The 15,824-nt window shown below is 67.2% G+C and carries 15 protein-coding genes; 5 read left to right on the forward strand and 10 right to left on the reverse strand.

From position 1 onward, the window contains the following. Positions 1-98 precede the first annotated feature (98 nt). Genes G6N36_RS17305 through G6N36_RS17320 form a run of 4 tightly spaced genes read right to left on the reverse strand, consistent with a single transcriptional unit; the run spans position 99 to position 1,706 of the window. Positions 99-524: a molybdenum cofactor biosynthesis protein MoaE gene (locus tag G6N36_RS17305; RefSeq protein WP_163688008.1), complete on the reverse strand. Its 426-nt coding sequence runs from the start codon at positions 522-524 to the stop codon at positions 99-101. Then, positions 521-1,000, reverse strand: a complete 480-nt coding sequence (locus G6N36_RS17310; protein ID WP_163690733.1) for a MogA/MoaB family molybdenum cofactor biosynthesis protein — start codon at positions 998-1,000, stop codon at positions 521-523. The genes G6N36_RS17305 and G6N36_RS17310 overlap by 4 nt, the downstream gene beginning before the upstream one ends. Next, positions 997-1,503, reverse strand: a complete 507-nt coding sequence (moaC, locus tag G6N36_RS17315; RefSeq protein ID WP_163688010.1) for a cyclic pyranopterin monophosphate synthase MoaC — start codon at positions 1,501-1,503, stop codon at positions 997-999. The genes G6N36_RS17310 and moaC overlap by 4 nt, the downstream gene beginning before the upstream one ends. Then, positions 1,503-1,706, reverse strand: a complete 204-nt coding sequence (locus G6N36_RS17320; protein ID WP_163688012.1) for a hypothetical protein — start codon at positions 1,704-1,706, stop codon at positions 1,503-1,505. The genes moaC and G6N36_RS17320 overlap by 1 nt, the downstream gene beginning before the upstream one ends. 57 nt (positions 1,707-1,763) lie before the next feature. Between G6N36_RS17320 and G6N36_RS17325 the strand changes: the two genes are divergently transcribed. Beyond that, complete coding sequence (locus tag G6N36_RS17325) at positions 1,764-4,013, forward strand: helicase-associated domain-containing protein (protein ID WP_163688014.1); 2,250 nt, start codon at positions 1,764-1,766, stop codon at positions 4,011-4,013. 37 nt (positions 4,014-4,050) lie between these two features. Further along, the gene (locus tag G6N36_RS17330; protein ID WP_163688016.1) at positions 4,051-5,700 is read left to right on the forward strand and encodes a DNA repair helicase XPB; all 1,650 of its coding nucleotides are present in this window, start codon (positions 4,051-4,053) and stop codon (positions 5,698-5,700) included. On the opposite strand, the gene G6N36_RS17335 is transcribed toward G6N36_RS17330, so the two are convergent. Next, positions 5,697-6,041 carry a cupin domain-containing protein gene (locus tag G6N36_RS17335; protein ID WP_083129260.1) on the reverse strand — a complete coding sequence of 115 codons (345 nt, stop codon included), beginning with the start codon at positions 6,039-6,041 and terminating at the stop codon, positions 5,697-5,699. The two genes, G6N36_RS17330 and G6N36_RS17335, sit on opposite strands and share 4 nt — an antisense overlap. A gap of 303 nt (positions 6,042-6,344) precedes the next feature. Between G6N36_RS17335 and G6N36_RS17340 the strand changes: the two genes are divergently transcribed. Then, positions 6,345-6,956, forward strand: a complete 612-nt coding sequence (locus G6N36_RS17340; RefSeq protein ID WP_163688018.1) for a hypothetical protein — start codon at positions 6,345-6,347, stop codon at positions 6,954-6,956. 3 nt (positions 6,957-6,959) lie between these two features. Here G6N36_RS17340 and G6N36_RS17345 read toward each other — a convergent pair whose 3' ends face one another. Continuing rightward, entirely contained in the window at positions 6,960-7,949 is a 990-nt protein-coding gene (locus G6N36_RS17345; RefSeq protein ID WP_163688020.1) for an LLM class F420-dependent oxidoreductase, read from the reverse strand. 11 nt (positions 7,950-7,960) lie between these two features. Further along, complete coding sequence (locus G6N36_RS17350) at positions 7,961-9,364, reverse strand: amidase (protein WP_163688022.1); 1,404 nt, start codon at positions 9,362-9,364, stop codon at positions 7,961-7,963. Between the two features lie 170 nt (positions 9,365-9,534). Between G6N36_RS17350 and G6N36_RS17355 the strand changes: the two genes are divergently transcribed. Further along, positions 9,535-9,768 carry a hypothetical protein gene (locus G6N36_RS17355; RefSeq protein WP_235690090.1) on the forward strand — a complete coding sequence of 78 codons (234 nt, stop codon included), beginning with the start codon at positions 9,535-9,537 and terminating at the stop codon, positions 9,766-9,768. 35 nt (positions 9,769-9,803) lie between these two features. Then, the gene (locus G6N36_RS17360) at positions 9,804-10,229 is read left to right on the forward strand and encodes a pyridoxamine 5'-phosphate oxidase family protein (RefSeq protein WP_163688024.1); all 426 of its coding nucleotides are present in this window, start codon (positions 9,804-9,806) and stop codon (positions 10,227-10,229) included. Here the strand turns inward: G6N36_RS17360 and G6N36_RS17365 are convergent. The 3 genes from G6N36_RS17365 to G6N36_RS17375 form a co-directional block, all read right to left on the reverse strand. Further along, on the reverse strand, positions 10,226-11,707 hold the full coding sequence (locus G6N36_RS17365; protein ID WP_163688026.1) for a class I adenylate-forming enzyme family protein: 1,482 nt from the start codon (positions 11,705-11,707) through the stop codon (positions 10,226-10,228). The two genes, G6N36_RS17360 and G6N36_RS17365, sit on opposite strands and share 4 nt — an antisense overlap. Positions 11,708-11,761: 54 nt before the next feature. Next, positions 11,762-13,591 (reverse strand): S9 family peptidase, encoded by a 1,830-nt coding sequence (locus tag G6N36_RS17370; RefSeq protein ID WP_163688028.1) that lies wholly within the window; start codon positions 13,589-13,591, stop codon positions 11,762-11,764. A gap of 86 nt (positions 13,592-13,677) precedes the next feature. Further along, positions 13,678-15,822, reverse strand: coding sequence for a 3-hydroxyacyl-CoA dehydrogenase NAD-binding domain-containing protein (locus G6N36_RS17375; RefSeq protein WP_163688031.1), 2,145 nt, complete (start codon positions 15,820-15,822; stop codon positions 13,678-13,680). Positions 15,823-15,824 lie beyond the last annotated feature (2 nt).

Consider the following 15,824-nt stretch of genomic DNA (forward strand, 5'->3'; position numbering starts at 1 on the left):
CCTTCACCTATCAACGACCGCTACAGCGTGTCGTCACAATTCCTCAACCAACCTGCCTGGGCAGTACATCTAGCCCGATGTCGCCGCCGGGGCGGCTCCTAGGCGGATCCGACCCACTCTTCGGAGCCGTCCGAGAAGAACTGGTGCTTCCACACCGGTAGCCGTTCTTTGACGGCGTCGACCAACCGCTGGCAGGTTTCGAACGCCGCACCGCGATGGTCTGCGGCCACCGCGGCGACGAGTGCAGCGTCGCCGATGTCGAGTACGCCGATGCGGTGGCTGACCGCGATGGCCCGCACTCCGTGACTGGTTGCGGCGATCTCGGCGGCCACGTCGGCCAACGTCTGCTGCGCCGTGGGGTGCGCCGAATACTCGAGCCGAATCACCCCGCGGCCGCCGTCGTGGTCGCGGACGACGCCGGCGAAACCCACCACCGCGCCCGCGGCTTCATGAGCGACAAGCGCTTCGTGCTCGGTCAGCTCGATCGAGTGCTCGCTGACGTCGGCGCGCAGGACGACGGTCATCGTGGATGGTCCCCTCCCGCAAGCTGATCCAGTGCGTGCTCGAGCACTTTGTCCAGCACCGCCAGACCGTCTCTGACGCCACCGGTCGAACCCGGCAGGTTGACGATCAGGGTGCGCCCCTTGACGCCGCAGACGCCACGGGAGAGCACTGACGTAGGCACTTTGTCTTCGCCTGCTCGACGTATCGCGTCGGCGAGACCGGGGATCTGGTAGTCGACGATGGCGGCGGTCGCGTCCGCGGTGCCGTCGGTCGGCGATATCCCGGTTCCGCCGGAAGTGATGACGACGTCGACCTTCTCGCCGACTGCGGCGGACAGGGCCTGGTTAACTCCGCCGCCGTCGGCGACGACAGTCGGTGCGGGGGCGCCGATGCCCCGTTGATTGAGCCAGCCGACGATGATCGGTCCGGTCTTGTCCTCGTACACCCCCGCCGCGGCGCGGGTGGATGCGACGATGACCCGCCCCGACCGGGTCACCGCACCCACGTGCCGGTCTTGCCGCCTTCTTTGCGCAGCACTCTGATGTCATCGATGCGGGCTGCGGGGTCGACCGCCTTGATCATGTCGTAGAGCGTGAGCGCGGCGACGCTCACCGCCGTCAGCGCCTCCATCTCGACCCCGGTCCGGTCGGTGCTGCGCACGGTCGCGGCGATCGCGACCTGAGCGCCGTCGATCACGAAGTCGATGTCGACCCCCGTCAGGGCCAGCTGGTGGCACAGCGGAATCAGGTCGCTGGTGCGCTTGGCCGCAAGAATGCCGGCGACCCGCGCAGTGGCCAGCGCGTCGCCCTTGGGCAGCCCGCCCGACGCGATCATCGCGACGACCTCGGCGGTGGTGTGCAGGGCACCGGCCGCGACGGCGGTGCGCTTGGTGGCGTCCTTGGCGGTCACGTCGACCATGTGCGCCGCGCCTGCTTCGTCGATGTGCGAGAGCGCGGTGCGGGCGGAGGGCGCCGAAGCGGCCCCAGCCGGTTCGGTCACTACTTGTTGACGACCGTGACCGGGTGCACGTACGGAACGGCCTCCGTCGGCAGCGGGAACGTCAGGTCGCCGAACGGCGACAACGCACCGGTGCGGTCGGCAGCCAGCTCGCTGACTGCGTGATCGTCGTCCCCGTCGGTTGCGGGCCAGCCCGGGTCGACATACTGCTTCTTCTGCCGTTTGTTGTCAGCCACGCCTGACATTGTGGCAGGCAACGCGCGCAGTGGCGACACCGGCGGCCTGCTTTACGCTGGTCAGCAATGACCGAAAACGCGCCGGGCATTCCTCTGGGCGCCTGGCTGGCCGAACTCGGCGATGAGCGGCTGATCCGGCTGCTGGAGCTGCGGCCCGATCTGACACAGCCGCCGCCGGGGACCATCGCGGCGCTGGCGGCGCGCGCGCAGGCACGCCAGTCGGTCAAGGCCGCAACCGATGGCCTGGACTTTCTTCATCTCGCGGTGATCGACGCGCTGCTGGTCCTGCATGCCGATACGACGGCGGTGCCGCTGTCGAAGCTGTTGGAGCTGGTCGGCGACGCGGGCACCGAGACGGTCGTGATGCGCGCCGTTGAGGACCTTCGCGAGCGCGCGCTGGTGTGGGGCGACGATTCGGTGCGGGTGACCTCCGAGGCCGCGACGGGCCTGCCCTGGTATCCCGGTCAGGCCACGGTCGAAGACACCGAGCCAACGGGGCTCGTCGAGCGCCTCGCCGCTCTCGACGAGGCGCAGTCCGACCTGTTGCAGCGACTGTTGGAGGGCTCCCCGGTGGGACGCACCCGCGACGCGGCCGCCGGCACCCCGCCTGATCGCCCGGTGCAGCGACTGCTGGCGAACGGACTGCTACGTCAGGTGGACGACGAGACGGTGATCCTGCCCAGGCTCGTCGGCCAGGCGCTGCGCGGCGAACTTCCCGGGCCCGTCGGGCTGACCGCACCCGATCCCGTGGTGTCGACCACGACCATCGCCGACGTCGACGCGGTGGCCGCGGGTGCCGTGATCGACCTGCTGCGCGAGGTCGAGGTCGTGCTCAAAACCCTCAGCGCTGCACCCATTCCCGAGCTGCGCAGCGGCGGGCTCGGTGTGCGCGACGTCAAACGGCTGACGAAGATCACCGGCATCGACGAAAGCCGGCTCGGCCTGATTCTCGAGGTGACCGCGGCGGCCGGGCTGATCGCGACCGGTATGCCGGAACCAGAACCGCAGGACGGCACCGGCCCCTATTGGGCGCCGACTGTGGCCACTGACCGCTTCCTCGAATCTCCGACCGCGCAGAAATGGCATCTGCTGGCGTCGACATGGCTGGAACTGCAGGGCAGGCCGAGCCTGGTCGGGAGCCGGGGCCCTGACGGTAAACCCTATGCGGCGCTTTCGGATTCGCTTTTCTCGACAGCCGCGCCGCTGGACCGGCGGCTGCTCCTGGAAACGCTCGCCGATCTCGCGCCCGGCGCCGGCGCCGACGCCACCGAGGCGGCACGCGCGATGATCTGGCGCCGGCCCCGCTGGGGCAATCGACTGCAACCGGGCCCGGTGGGTGCGTTGTTGTCGGAGGCGCACATGGTCGGCGTCGTCGGCCGCGGTGCGATCAGCACCCCGGCGCGGGCCCTGCTCTCGGACGCCCCGCCGGAGAATGTCGTCAAGGCGATGGACAAGGTGCTGCCCCAGCCCATCGACCACTTCCTGCTGCAGGCGGACCTGACGGTCGTGGTGCCGGGTCCGCTGGAACGTGACCTGGCCGAGCAGTTGGGTGCCGTCGCGCGGGTTGAGTCGGCGGGTGCGGCGATGGTGTACCGCGTCAGCGAGTCGTCGATCCGGCGCGCGCTGGACACCGGACGCACCGCGGCCGACCTGCACGCCTTCTTCGCCCGATACTCTAAAACGCCTGTCCCACAAGGACTCACGTACCTGATCGATGATGTAGCCCGCCGGCACGGGCAGCTACGGGTCGGCATGGCGGCTTCGTTCGTGCGGTGCGAGGACGCCGCGTTGCTGGCGCAGGCGATCACCGCACCGGCGGCCGAACAACTGGAGATGCGGCTGCTGGCCCCGACCGTCGCGGTGTCCCAAGCGCCGATCTCCGAGGTGCTGGCCGCCCTTCGAGGGGCCGGGTTCGCCCCTGCGGCCGAGGACTCGACGGGCACGATCGTCGACATCCGCGCGCGGGGAGCCAGGGTGCCCGCACCATCGCGCCGTCGATCCCATCGGGCGCCGGCCCCGACGAGTCAGACGCTGGCCGCGATCGTCGCGGTACTGCGCAGGGTGGCGGCCGGACCGTCGAGCGGCATGCGCCTGGACCCGACTGTGGCGATCACCCAACTCCAGGAGGCCGCCCATCTCCAGACGTCGGTGGTGATCGGCTACGTCGACCCGGCCGGGGTCGCCACCCAACGGGTGGTGGCACCCATCAATGTTCGCGGCGGGCAGCTGACCGCCTACGACCCGGCGTCCGGCCGCGTGCGGGAGTTCGCCATCCACCGCGTGACGTCGGTCGTATCCGCCGACTCCGCCCACTGAGAACACCCTTGTCCGACGGTCCTGGATAATGGACAAAGTGAGTGACGGCCCCCTGATCGTGCAGTCCGATAAAACGGTGCTGCTCGAAGTCGACCACGAACAGGCCGGTGCGGCCCGAGCCGCCATCGCCCCGTTCGCCGAGCTCGAGCGTGCGCCCGAGCATATCCACACCTACCGCATCACCCCGCTGGCGCTGTGGAACGCCCGTGCCGCGGGCCACGACGCCGAACAGGTCGTCGACGCGCTCGTGACGTTCTCCCGCTACGCGGTGCCACAGCCGCTGCTGGTCGACATCGTCGACACAATGGCGCGCTATGGCCGCCTGCAGCTGGTCAAGTCTCCGGTGCACGGGCTGACGCTGGTGAGCCTGGACCGTGCGGTTCTCGAGGAAGTGCTGCGCAACAAGAAGATCGCGCCGATGCTCGGCGCCCGCATCGATGACGACACCGTTCAGGTGCACAACAGCGAGCGCGGTCGCGTCAAGCAGATGCTGCTCAAGATCGGTTGGCCCGCAGAGGATCTCGCCGGCTATGTGGACGGCGAGAAGCATCCGATCAGCCTCGCGCAGGACGGCTGGCACCTGCGCGACTATCAGGAGATGGCGACCGACTCGTTCTGGGAGGGCGGGTCCGGCGTCGTGGTGCTGCCGTGCGGCGCCGGTAAGACCCTCGTCGGCGCCGCGGCGATGGCGAAGGCGGGCGCGACGACACTGATCCTGGTGACCAACACGGTGGCGGGCAGGCAGTGGAAGCGCGAGCTCATCAACCGAACCTCGTTGACGGAGGACGAGATCGGCGAGTACTCGGGCGAGAAGAAGGAGATCCGCCCGGTCACCATCGCCACCTATCAGGTGATCACGCGCCGCACCAAGGGCGAGTACAAGCACCTCGAACTGTTCGACAGCCGCGACTGGGGCCTGATCATCTACGACGAGGTGCATCTGCTGCCCGCGCCGGTGTTCCGGATGACCGCGGACTTGCAGTCGCGGCGACGGCTCGGCCTGACGGCCACCCTCATCCGCGAGGACGGACGCGAGGGCGATGTGTTCTCGCTGATCGGGCCGAAGCGGTATGACGCCCCGTGGAAGGACATCGAGGCCCAGGGCTGGATCGCGCCCGCCGAGTGCATCGAGGTGCGGGTGACGATGACCGACAACGAGCGGATGCTCTACGCCGTCGCCGAACCCGACGAGCGCTACAAGCTGTGCTCGACGGTGCATTCCAAGATCGCCGTGGTGAAGTCCATCCTGGAGAAGCACAAGGGCGACCAGACGCTGGTCATCGGCGCCTACCTCGACCAGCTCGACGAGCTTGGGCGAGAGCTGAACGCTCCCGTGATCCAGGGGTCGACCAAGACCGCCGAGCGGGAGGCGCTGTTCGATGAGTTCCGTCGCGGCGAGATCCCGACGCTGGTCGTATCCAAGGTCGCCAACTTCTCCATCGACCTACCGGAAGCCAATGTCGCCGTACAGGTTTCGGGCACCTTCGGGTCGAGACAGGAAGAGGCGCAGCGTCTCGGCCGGCTGTTGCGGCCCAAGGCCGACGGCGGCGGCGCGGTCTTCTACTCGGTGGTGTCACGCGACAGCCTGGACGCCGAGTACGCCGCGCACCGTCAGCGGTTCCTCGCCGAACAGGGTTACGGCTACATCATCAAGGACGCTGACGACCTACTCGGTCCCGCGATCTAGGTATGCGGCCCGATGGGTTTCGAGACGGTCAGTAGCACGACGGAATCCTCGATCGCGCTCAAACCATGACGTTCCCTTGGCAGGATGATGTGGTCACCGGCTGAACCGTCCCATCCCGACGATGAGTTGGTCACCCGCACTCGGCCGTGCAGCACCTGCAGCGTGGCCTCGCCGGGGCTCTCGTGATCGTCGAGCTTGCTGCCCGCCTTCAGTGCCATCAAAGTCTGGCGCAGCGAATGTTCATGGCCGCCGTAGACCGTGTGTGCACTGCGGCCACTGGTCGCCGCCCGGGCGGTTTCCAGATGCTCACGTGCGAGTGCGGTGAGCGAGATCTTCTCCATCGTCAACGCGCCTTTCCGACCGTCGGATATGTCACGGACCGCATAGGCCATGGATCGTCTCGATTCGGGCTGGCGAGTTCGAGACATGGCCGACGCAATAACACCTTTAACACCATTCTCGTCATCGGCGGCACCGGCAACACCGAAAGCGGGATTGCAGGCGCCTCGCGCCGTAACGCCTCGACCGGGTCGGGCGACTTCACAGACATCGGCCTGGACTACGCACGGGCCGCGCAAACGCGTTAGCCTCGTCACGAGTCGGCAGCAGCCCACGGGCTCTAGCAGGAAGCACACACGCCACACATGAGCGGACATACCTCCTCACTTCGGCAGATCGCGAAGATCGCGTTCGCCGGCGTCGTGATCGGCTTGGGCGCGCTGGTCGCTTCGACCCAGGCCAACGCACAGCCGGCACCACCGCCGCCGCCCCCGGGCCAACCGCTACCGCCGGGCCAGCCCGTCATGGAGGTTCCGGGAGCCGAACCGGTCGCCGCGCCCGCGCCACCACCGGTCGGTGCGCCGCCCGTGCCCCAGGTCGCCAACCAGCAGTATGGGCAGGGCAACACGTCGGGGCCGTTGGGGTTCCTCCGCGACGCCTGGCACATGGCCCAGGACCCGCAGAACTACAACGGCACCATGCAGCCCGGCGATGTGAAACCGCAGGCGCCGCCACCCGGAGCCGGTCCGGCGCCGCAGCTGCCACCCGGATACCAGTCGCTGACCGACCCGGCGTCCAACGGTGCTCCCGTTCCGGAGAAGAACTACGCGGGCGGACCGCCGCTACCGGAGGGCTACCACCCGCTCACCGGCCCGCCACCGCCGGGTTACTTCGATGCGCCGCCGCCTCCGGGGACGATCGCTCCGGTCGACCCCAACGCACTCCCACCGGGCGGCCCGATTCCCGTCACGCCGTAGCGGTTACGCCAGCGCGGGGATGACCTCGCGCTCGAACAGTTCGATGCCGGTGCGGTCGTACGCCGCCTCGGGAAAGTACATGATCGCGTATTCACAGCCCAGTTCCCGCATGCGCGTGAGCTTCTCGACAGCTTGTTCGGTTGTGCCAGTGGCGGATTCAGGAGCGCTGACAGTGCCGAGCATGGCGTCGACGGCGGATCCGTCCGCCTTGGTCACCTGCTGGGCGCGCAGCCGCGCCAAGCGCTCGTTGACGTCGCGCTCCGAGGTGCCGATGACGGCGTTGAAGTTGGACGACCGCACAATCGCCTCGTAGTCGGTGCCCACGGCCCGGCAGTGTTCGGCCAGGATCTGCGACTTGTGCACGAAGCCGTCGGGATCCGAGGTGAAGTTGGTGTACTGGGCGTACTTCGCGGCGATGCGCAGCGTCACCTTCTCGCCGCCCCCGGCGATCCACATCGGAGGCCCGCCGTCCTGCAACGGCTTGGGCGCGACGATCGCGCCGTCGACCCGATAGTGCTTACCGGCGAGGCTGACCCGCCCGTCACGCCAGGCGTCGCGCATGATCTGGACGCCCTCGTCGAGCATGGCGAGCCGGGTACCGGCCGACGGAAACCCGTAGCCGTAGGCCTCCCACTCGTGCTGATACCAGCCGCCGCCGATCCCCATCTGCACCCGGCCACCGGAGATGATGTCGGCCGTCGCGGCGACCTTCGCGAGATACACCGGATTGCGGTAGCCCATCGCCGTACACATCTGGCCGAGCTTGATGCGGGATGTGCTCGCGGCGTAGGCCGACATCAGCGACCACGCCTCATGGGTCGCCTCGTCCGTCGGCACGGGAACGGTGTGGAAATGGTCGTATACCCACAGCGAATCCCAGGGGCCCGCGTCGGCGTACGCGGCGAGGTCACGCATGATCGGCCAGTGCTGGTCGGTCGGGATGTCCACCAGGTCGAGTCGCCAGCCCTGCGGAATGAAGAGTCCAAAGCGCATGGCTTGCAACTCTATGCAAACAACGGTGGGGGCCGCCATCCTCCGAATACCGCTTCCAGCCGACCCGCGACCGCCAGCGCCGTCGCGTCCTGCCATGGTCTCGCCACGATCTGCACACCGACGGGCAGACCCTCCTTCGAGGTGCCGCAGCGGACCACTGCCGCAGGCCAGCCGGTCAGGTTGTGCGCCATCAGATGGGAGAAGTCCGTGATCTCGACCAGCCCGTGATGGTGGGGCTTGGCCGCGGTCGGCATCACGGGTCCGACGATCACGTCGTAGTCGGCCATGAACTCGAGCATCTCGATGCGGTAGGTGTCGATGTCGACCAGCCTGCTTCGCGCATCGGACAGCGAGAACTCGACCAGCCGCGCCTGCTCGAGGAATTCGGCAAGTTCCTCGGAGGGATCGGTGGCCCCGATGGCGGCCAGATCCGCTTCGAACCCGCGGCCCCGATCTCCGCCGAGGAACACCCACTCCCACAACAACTCCATCGTGCGTACCAGGCAGGGCGGGCTGTTGTGCTCGACGGCGCCGACCATTCCCGTCAGTGCCTGCACCACATCGCTGACGACAGCGGCGACGTCGTCGTCGGGCGGCGAGATGCCGTCGTCGAGATACGTGGCGACGCGCAGGGCCGAGACGTCGACGTCGTCCGGGTCGCCAAGCGGCGCGGGCACCGCGTATGGATCGCGCAGATCCGGACCGTTCATGATCGACAGGCCCAGATGTAGGTCAGCCACCGCCCGGGCGAGCGGGCCGTAGCAGTTGAACGGGCCGAAGATGCCGAGCGCGTCGCCGAACACACTGCCGGTGCGCGGGATTCGGCCGTGGGTGGGCTTGAGGCCGGCGATTCCGGTGTTGTGACACGGCTGCCGGATGCTGCCGCCGCCGTCCGACCCCACGCTCAGTGCGGCGCCGCCGGCGGACACGAGGGCCGCCGATCCGCCGCTGCTACCGCCGGGTGTGCGCGACAGGTCGAACGGATTGTTGGTGCGACCGTAGACGCTGTTGTTGGATTCTCCGCCGCGGCCCATCTCGGGGACGTTCGTCAGGCCGAGCACGATGGCGCCTTCCCCGCGCAGCCTGGAGACCGCGGTCGCATCCTTGTCTGCGGTCGCGCGCAGCACCGGACTGCCGCCCGAACACCGAAGCCCCGCGACGTGCATGACGTCTTTGACCACAACCGGCAGTCCATGCGCCCGGCCGAGCGGGGCGCCGCGGGCGACGCGATCGTCGGCTTCGGCCGCGGCCGTCAGGCACTGCTGGGGGTCGGTGGCCTGTACGAGCGCGTTGAGGGCGGGGTTGATCGCCTCGATTCGCGCGAGGTGCGCGTGGACGACGTCACGGCACGAAACCGTGCCCGCCGCCATGAGCGCGATCAGCTGGTGGGCCGGCAACTGACAGAGATCGGTCATGCTCGCTCGTCTCGTACTTCCCCGGTTTCCGCAGGGGTTACGTGGCAGTGTTCACCAGATACGCAGTGGTCGGGCCGTTATCAGGCTGCAATGGCGACATCTGATCCATCGGCATCGCGGAAGCCGGATCGGTGTTATATGGTGTGGCTCACATAGTGAAGATCGATGTGATGCATGTCACAAAGGAGGCGGTTGTGGGCCGTGACCCGCTGACGGGGTTGGAGTCGCACCCGGTTCGTGCAGACAGCCACCACCACGTCCGATGGTTCTATGTCCTCCTGCTCGTCGTGATCGCGATTGCCGCGATCGCGGGCATCGTCAGCACCATGGCGATGGGACAGCCGCAGGTGGCGTTCGTCATCGGCCTCGTCGCCGTGGCGTTCTTCTCGCGGATCGGCTGCTGACCGTACTTGACGGGGGCCGGCGCTAGCCTGGCGCCATGGCCCTCTCCAAGGAAGAACGCGAACAGTTTCTGGCCGAGCCCCACATTGGGGCGCTCTCGGTGAGCGCTGGTGACAAGCGCGGGCCGCTGACAGTGCCGATCTGGTACCAGTACAGTCCCGGCGGTGAACCCTGGATCCATACGGGTGCCGGCTCGCGAAAGCATCGCCTCATCGAAACGCAGGGCGAGTTCACTCTGATGGCCCAGCGCCTCGAGCCGACGGTGCGCTACGTCGCGGTCGACGGCCCGGTCAGCCGCATCGAACCGGCCACCGACGAACAACTCGTCGAGATGGTCAGGCGCTACCTCCCGCCGGACAAGGTCGACGGTTATCTCGAATTCGCCCGCCGCGAGCACGGCGAGGGCGTCGCCATCTTCATGAAGCCGCAGCATTGGCTCTCGTCCGACCTGGGAGCGGTCTAACCCTCCCGATAGAGCGCGGCCACCGCCGGCAGGCTGACCTTCAGCGCGGGGTTGCGCGGCAGCTCGTCGACGACGGTGAAGGCAACCGGCACGTTGTAGGCCGGCAGCTCCTGGCGGACAAGGTCTTTCAGTTCATCGCCGGATGGCGCCGCCATGCCCTCGACGACTTCGATCGCGGCGAACGGCACCTGGCCCAGCCGTGGGTCAGCTACGCCGACCACGCACGCGTCACGCACGGCGGGATGCGAGATCAGCACGCGCCGAACGGTTTCCGGCATGATCTTGAACCCGCCGCGGTTGATCGCACCGTCGGCCCGACCGTGCAGGTAGACGAAGCCGTCGGCGTCGATGGAGGCGATGTCAGTGGTACGGATCCAATCCGGGCTGATCGGCGCCACCTTCGCTTCGAGCAGACCCTGCTCGCCGGCGGGCAGTTCCGCCCCGGTATCCGCGTCGACGACACGGACCTCGGTGTCGGGCAGCGCCCGCCCGACGCTGTCACGTTTGGATTCACCGAACTCGTCGACGAGGTCCGGCGTCCAGGCGCACAGCGATCCGGCGAATTCCGTTGCACCGTAAGCCAACCGGATGGGAATGCCGAAGTGCTCCTCGAATTCGACACGGGTCTGCGGGTCGAGTGGCCCCGAGGCGCTGATCAGGAACTCCAGCGACGCCAGTTCCTCTTTGGCGACCTCGGCGTCCAGCAGCATGCGCACCACCGCGGGCTGCACACCGGAACGCGTGATGCGGTGCGTCTTGATCACGTCGACGAATCCCTCGACCGAGAAGCGTTCCAGCATCACGATCCGCCTGGAGTTGTAGATACCCGCGACGAGTTGGCAGACGCCGATACCCCCGAACTGCCAGTACGCCAGTTCCGGAGGCGCGTCCGACGGGGCGGTTTCCCCGCTGGTCACGCTGAACACCGTGCGCGCCAGCACCGGTGTCATGATCGCCTGCCGCTTCGGCGGGCCGGTGGTGCCACTGGTCAGGATCTGCAGTGCCACACCGGGTTCGACTTCGGCGTGCTTTCGCGACGGGTCTCGCCGCTCGAGGCCCTCGACCTGTGACACCGTCGGGTCGGTCAGCGAAATGGCCACGCCGGCACAACCTGCCCGCTGGCACGCCGCGATGACCTCGTGCGTCCAGTCCTCGCGATCCGCGATGATCGCCGACAGTGCCAGCTTCTCGATATCGCGGCCGATCGCCTCGGGCGACTGGAAGGAGTAGATCATCGAGACCGGGCGGCCGATGGCGAGAAAGCCGACGATCGCGGCGGCGTGCTGCAACCGGTTGCGGACCACGAGACCGACGGGTGCGCCGTCGGCGACGTCAGCGCTGCGCAATACGTCGGCGATGGCGGCACCGTATGCGGCGACCTCGTCGCCGGTGTACCAGCGGCCCTCGAACTGGATGCACTGGCGGTCGCCGTAGCTCGCCAAGCCCGCGGCGAACGATTCGGTGAAGCTCCCGGGCACCCCGTCAATCTAGTCAGTCGGACCTCACGCCGGCATCGACTCGCCGGCCTGAGGTCAGGTGGTCTCTGCGCGACCGCCGAGATGCTTGGCCAGGAATCGGTCGGCGCGGCGATAGAAGTCGAGGCGGTTCTCGGGTTTGACGAGGCCGTGGCCTTCGTTTTCGTACAGCGCGTACTCGTGGTCGATGCCGTGCTCTTTCATGGCGGCGACGATCTGTTCGGACTCCGCCTGCTTCACCCGTGGATCGTTCTCGCCCTGGGCAATCAGGATGGGGATCGCAATGTTGTCGACTTTGGACAGCGGCGAGCGCGACCACAGGAAGTCCTCGTCGTCGCCGACCCGTTTGTGGAACATCGACAGCAGCGGTTTCCAATACTCGGGAATCGACGCGATGAGGGTGTTCAGGTTTGACGGGCCGACCATCGAGATCGCGCACCTGAAGACGTCGGGGGTGAACGTCGCACCGATCAGCGCGGCATAGCCGCCGTACGAGCCGCCGTAGATCGCGACGCGGTCGCGGTCGACGATGTCTTGTGCGACAAGGTGTTCGACGGCGTCCAGCAGGTCGTCGTGCATCTTGGCGCCCCACTCGCGATCTCCGGCGTTGAGGAAGCTCTTGCCGTAACCGGCGGAGCCGCGGAAGTTCACGTGCACGCACACGTAGCCCCGGTTCGCCAGCCACTGCGCTTCGGGATCCAGCCCCCACGCGTCGCGGACCCACGGCCCGCCGTGCACGGTGAGTACAGCGGGTAGACCTGAGCGCTCGGCCTCCGCCGGAAAGGTCAAATAGCCGTGGATCGTCAGCCCGTCGCGCGCGGTGAAACTGAACGGTTCCATCGGCACCAGCGCGTAGTCGTTGAGCTGCGGTCGATGGTCGAACAGGAACGTCGACGTCTTCGTGTCACGGTCCCAGGTGTAGAACTTCACCGGGCCGCTGTCGTCGTCGAACGTCACGAGCCACGTTTTGTCATCGTTGCTTCGATCGGTGATCGACAGATCGCCGCTGCTCAGCCGTTGCAGGGCTGCGATGTCGCCACGGACCGCGTCGTCGAATACCTGATACTCCAGGCGATCCCGGTACACCAGCACGGCCTCGACCTCGCGGGTGTCCGGGTTCAACATCGCGCCCGCGATGTCGTAATCCGGATCCTCGGCGATCACGTCGAAAGCACCCGTCGCCGTGTCCATCTTCACCAGGCGACCGGTGTTGGCGTCGACGGAGGTCTGGACGTACATGCTGTGGCCGTCTCTGGTGAAGCCCAGTGGTCCCGACGTCTCTGCATCTTCCGGCGGCACCTGCAACAGCGGGCGCCAGTCCGACGCCTCGTCGTCGCGCACCAGGAACACCGCGCCACCGTCGGGCAGTGGCTGCACGGCGCCGCGAACCTTCAGGTCGGGGTCGACGACCCAACCGACGAAACCGGGGTTCTCGACGATCTTCTCGAGCTCTCCCGTCGTCAGATCCAGCCGGTAAACGTCGTGCAGCTGAGGGTTGTCCTTGTTCAGGCCGAGCAGCACGACGTTGGGAAATTCCTTGCGGTGGGCGATGATCTGACATTGCACCTCGTCGAACGGAGTCAGGTCGCGCTCGACGCCCGTCTCCAAGTCGACGTCGAAGAGGCGGAAGTTCTCGCTGCCGTCTTTGTCCCGCACGTACATGATGTGGCGGCTGTCGTGCGCCCAAAAATACCCCTGGATCCCGCGTTCGGTGTCGTGGGTCACCGGTCGTTCGTTGTCCGCCCCGGCGGCGCCGACGAACACGTTCATCACGCCGTCCAGCGGCGCCATGTACGACAGCCGCTTGCCGTCCGGCGAGATCTGGGCTCCCGCCCGCTCTGGGTTGCCAAGCAGCACTTCGAGCGGAATGAGCTTCACGTCGGCCATCGGACTATCGTCACCGATCCGGCGAACAGACGCAAAATCCCCCGAAAGTTCGGCATTTCGGGGGATTTCGCGTCTCGTCGGAGAACTTACAGCAGCGACTTCGGCGGGTTGAAACGGTCGCCGTACTTGGCGGCCAGCTCCTTGGCGCGCGCGACGAACGCGTCCTTGCCGACGCCGCCCGGACCCTCGTAGCCGACGATGAACTGCGCCGACCCACCGGTGTACGGCGGGAAGCCGATGCCCATGATCGAGCCGATGTTGGCATCGGCGGTCGACGTGAGAACGCCTTCGTCAAGGCACTTCTGCGTTTCCAGCGCCTCGGCGAACAGCATCCGGTCGATCATGTCCTGCAGCGGGATCTCGGTGCTGCCGGACTTGAACGTCTCACGCAGCCCCGGCCACAGTCCGGCCCGCTTACCGTCGACGTACTCATAGAAGCCGGCGCCCTTGAGCCGTGACGGCCGGTCGAGTTCGATCATCTTCTCGACGACCGCCTCGGCCGGGTGCGGCACATAGGTGCCACCCTCATCCTCGACACCCTTGCGGGAAGCGACGGCGATCTTGTGCATCAGCTCGAGATTCAGCTCGTCGGACAGCTGCAGCGGCGGCGCCGGATAGCCGGCCTGCGAACCCGCCTGCTCGATGCTGGCCGGCGCGATGCCCTCACCGAGCATCGCGAGCGCCTCGTTGACGAAGGTGCCGATGACGCGGCTGGTGAAGAAGCCACGGCTGTCGTTGACCACGATCGGCGTCTTGCCGATGGCCAGCGTGTAGTCGAACACGCGGGCCAGCGCCTCGTCAGAGGTCTTCTCGCCCTTGATGATCTCGACCAGGGGCATCTTGTCGACCGGTGAGAAGAAGTGGATGCCGATGAAGTCCTCCTGGCGCTTCACGCCGGTCGCCAGACCGGTGATCGGCAACGTGGAGGTGTTCGACCCCAGCAGCGCATTGGGCTCGACGATGTCCTCGATTTCCTGGAACACCTTGTGCTTGAGGTCCTGGCTTTCGAAGACCGCCTCGATGACGAAGTCGACGCCCTTGAAGTCGGCGGCGTCGGCGGTCGGGGTGATGCGGGCCAGCAGTGCGTCGGATTTCTCCTGCGTGGTCTTGCCCCGCTCCAGCGCCTTGGCTTCGAGCTTCTCAGAGTAGCCCTTACCCTTCTGCGCGGCCTCGATCGAGACGTCCTTGAGCACGACGTCGAACCCGGCCTTGGCCGAGACGTAGGCGATGCCGGCGCCCATCATGCCCGCGCCGAGCACACCGATCTTGTTGATCTCGACGGGCTTGATGCCGTCGGGACGGCTCCCCCCGCCGTTGATGTGCTGCAGGTCCAGGAAGAACGCCTGGATCATGTTCTTGGCGGTCTGGCCGGTGACCAGATGGGTGAAGTAGCGGCTCTCGATCCGGCTGGCGGTGTCGAAGTCCACCTGAGCGCCCTCGACGGCCGCGTCCAGGATGGCCCGCGGAGCGGGCATCGGCGCGCCCTTGAGCTGCTTCTTCAGCAGCGCTGGGAACGACGGCAGGATGCCGGCCAGACCGGGGCTGCTCGGGGTACCACCCGGCATCTTGTAGCCCTTGGCATCCCACGGTTGGGTGTGGCTATCGGGATTGGCCTTGATCCAGGCCTTCGCGGCGGGAACGAGTTCGTCAGCATCGCTCACCAATTCATCGACCAAGCCGACCTCCTTGGCCTTGCCGGGCTTGAAACGCGTGCCCTGGCTCAGCACCTCCATGAAGGCCTTCTGAATACCGAACATCCGCACCGAACGGGCGACACCACCGCCGCCGGGCAGCAGTCCCAGCGTCACCTCGGGGAAGCCGACAACCGCGCCGGCCACGTCGGCGATGATCCGGTGATGGCACGCGAGGGCGATCTCGAGTCCACCACCGAGCGCGGCACCGTTGATGGCTGCCACGACCGGCTTGCCGAGCGTCTCGAGCTTGCGCAGGTCGGCCTTGACGGCTTCGACCATGCTGAAGGCCTCACCCGCGTCCTCCGGCCCCAGCTTGATCATGCCCTTGAGATCACCGCCGGCGAAGAAGGTCTTCTTCGCGCTGGCGATCACGACGCCGGTGATCGAATCCTTTTCCGCGACAAGTCGTTCCACGGCGTTGTGCATGGACTCCTGGTAATGCTCGTTCATCACGTTGGCCGAACCGGTCGGGTCGTCCAGCGTCAGGGTGACGATGCCGTCGGCATCCTTGTCCCACTTGATTGTGTTCTCTGCCATGG

It is taken from the genome of Mycolicibacterium gadium (genome assembly GCF_010728925.1).
GTDB classification, from domain to species: Bacteria; Actinomycetota; Actinomycetes; order Mycobacteriales; family Mycobacteriaceae; genus Mycobacterium; species Mycobacterium gadium.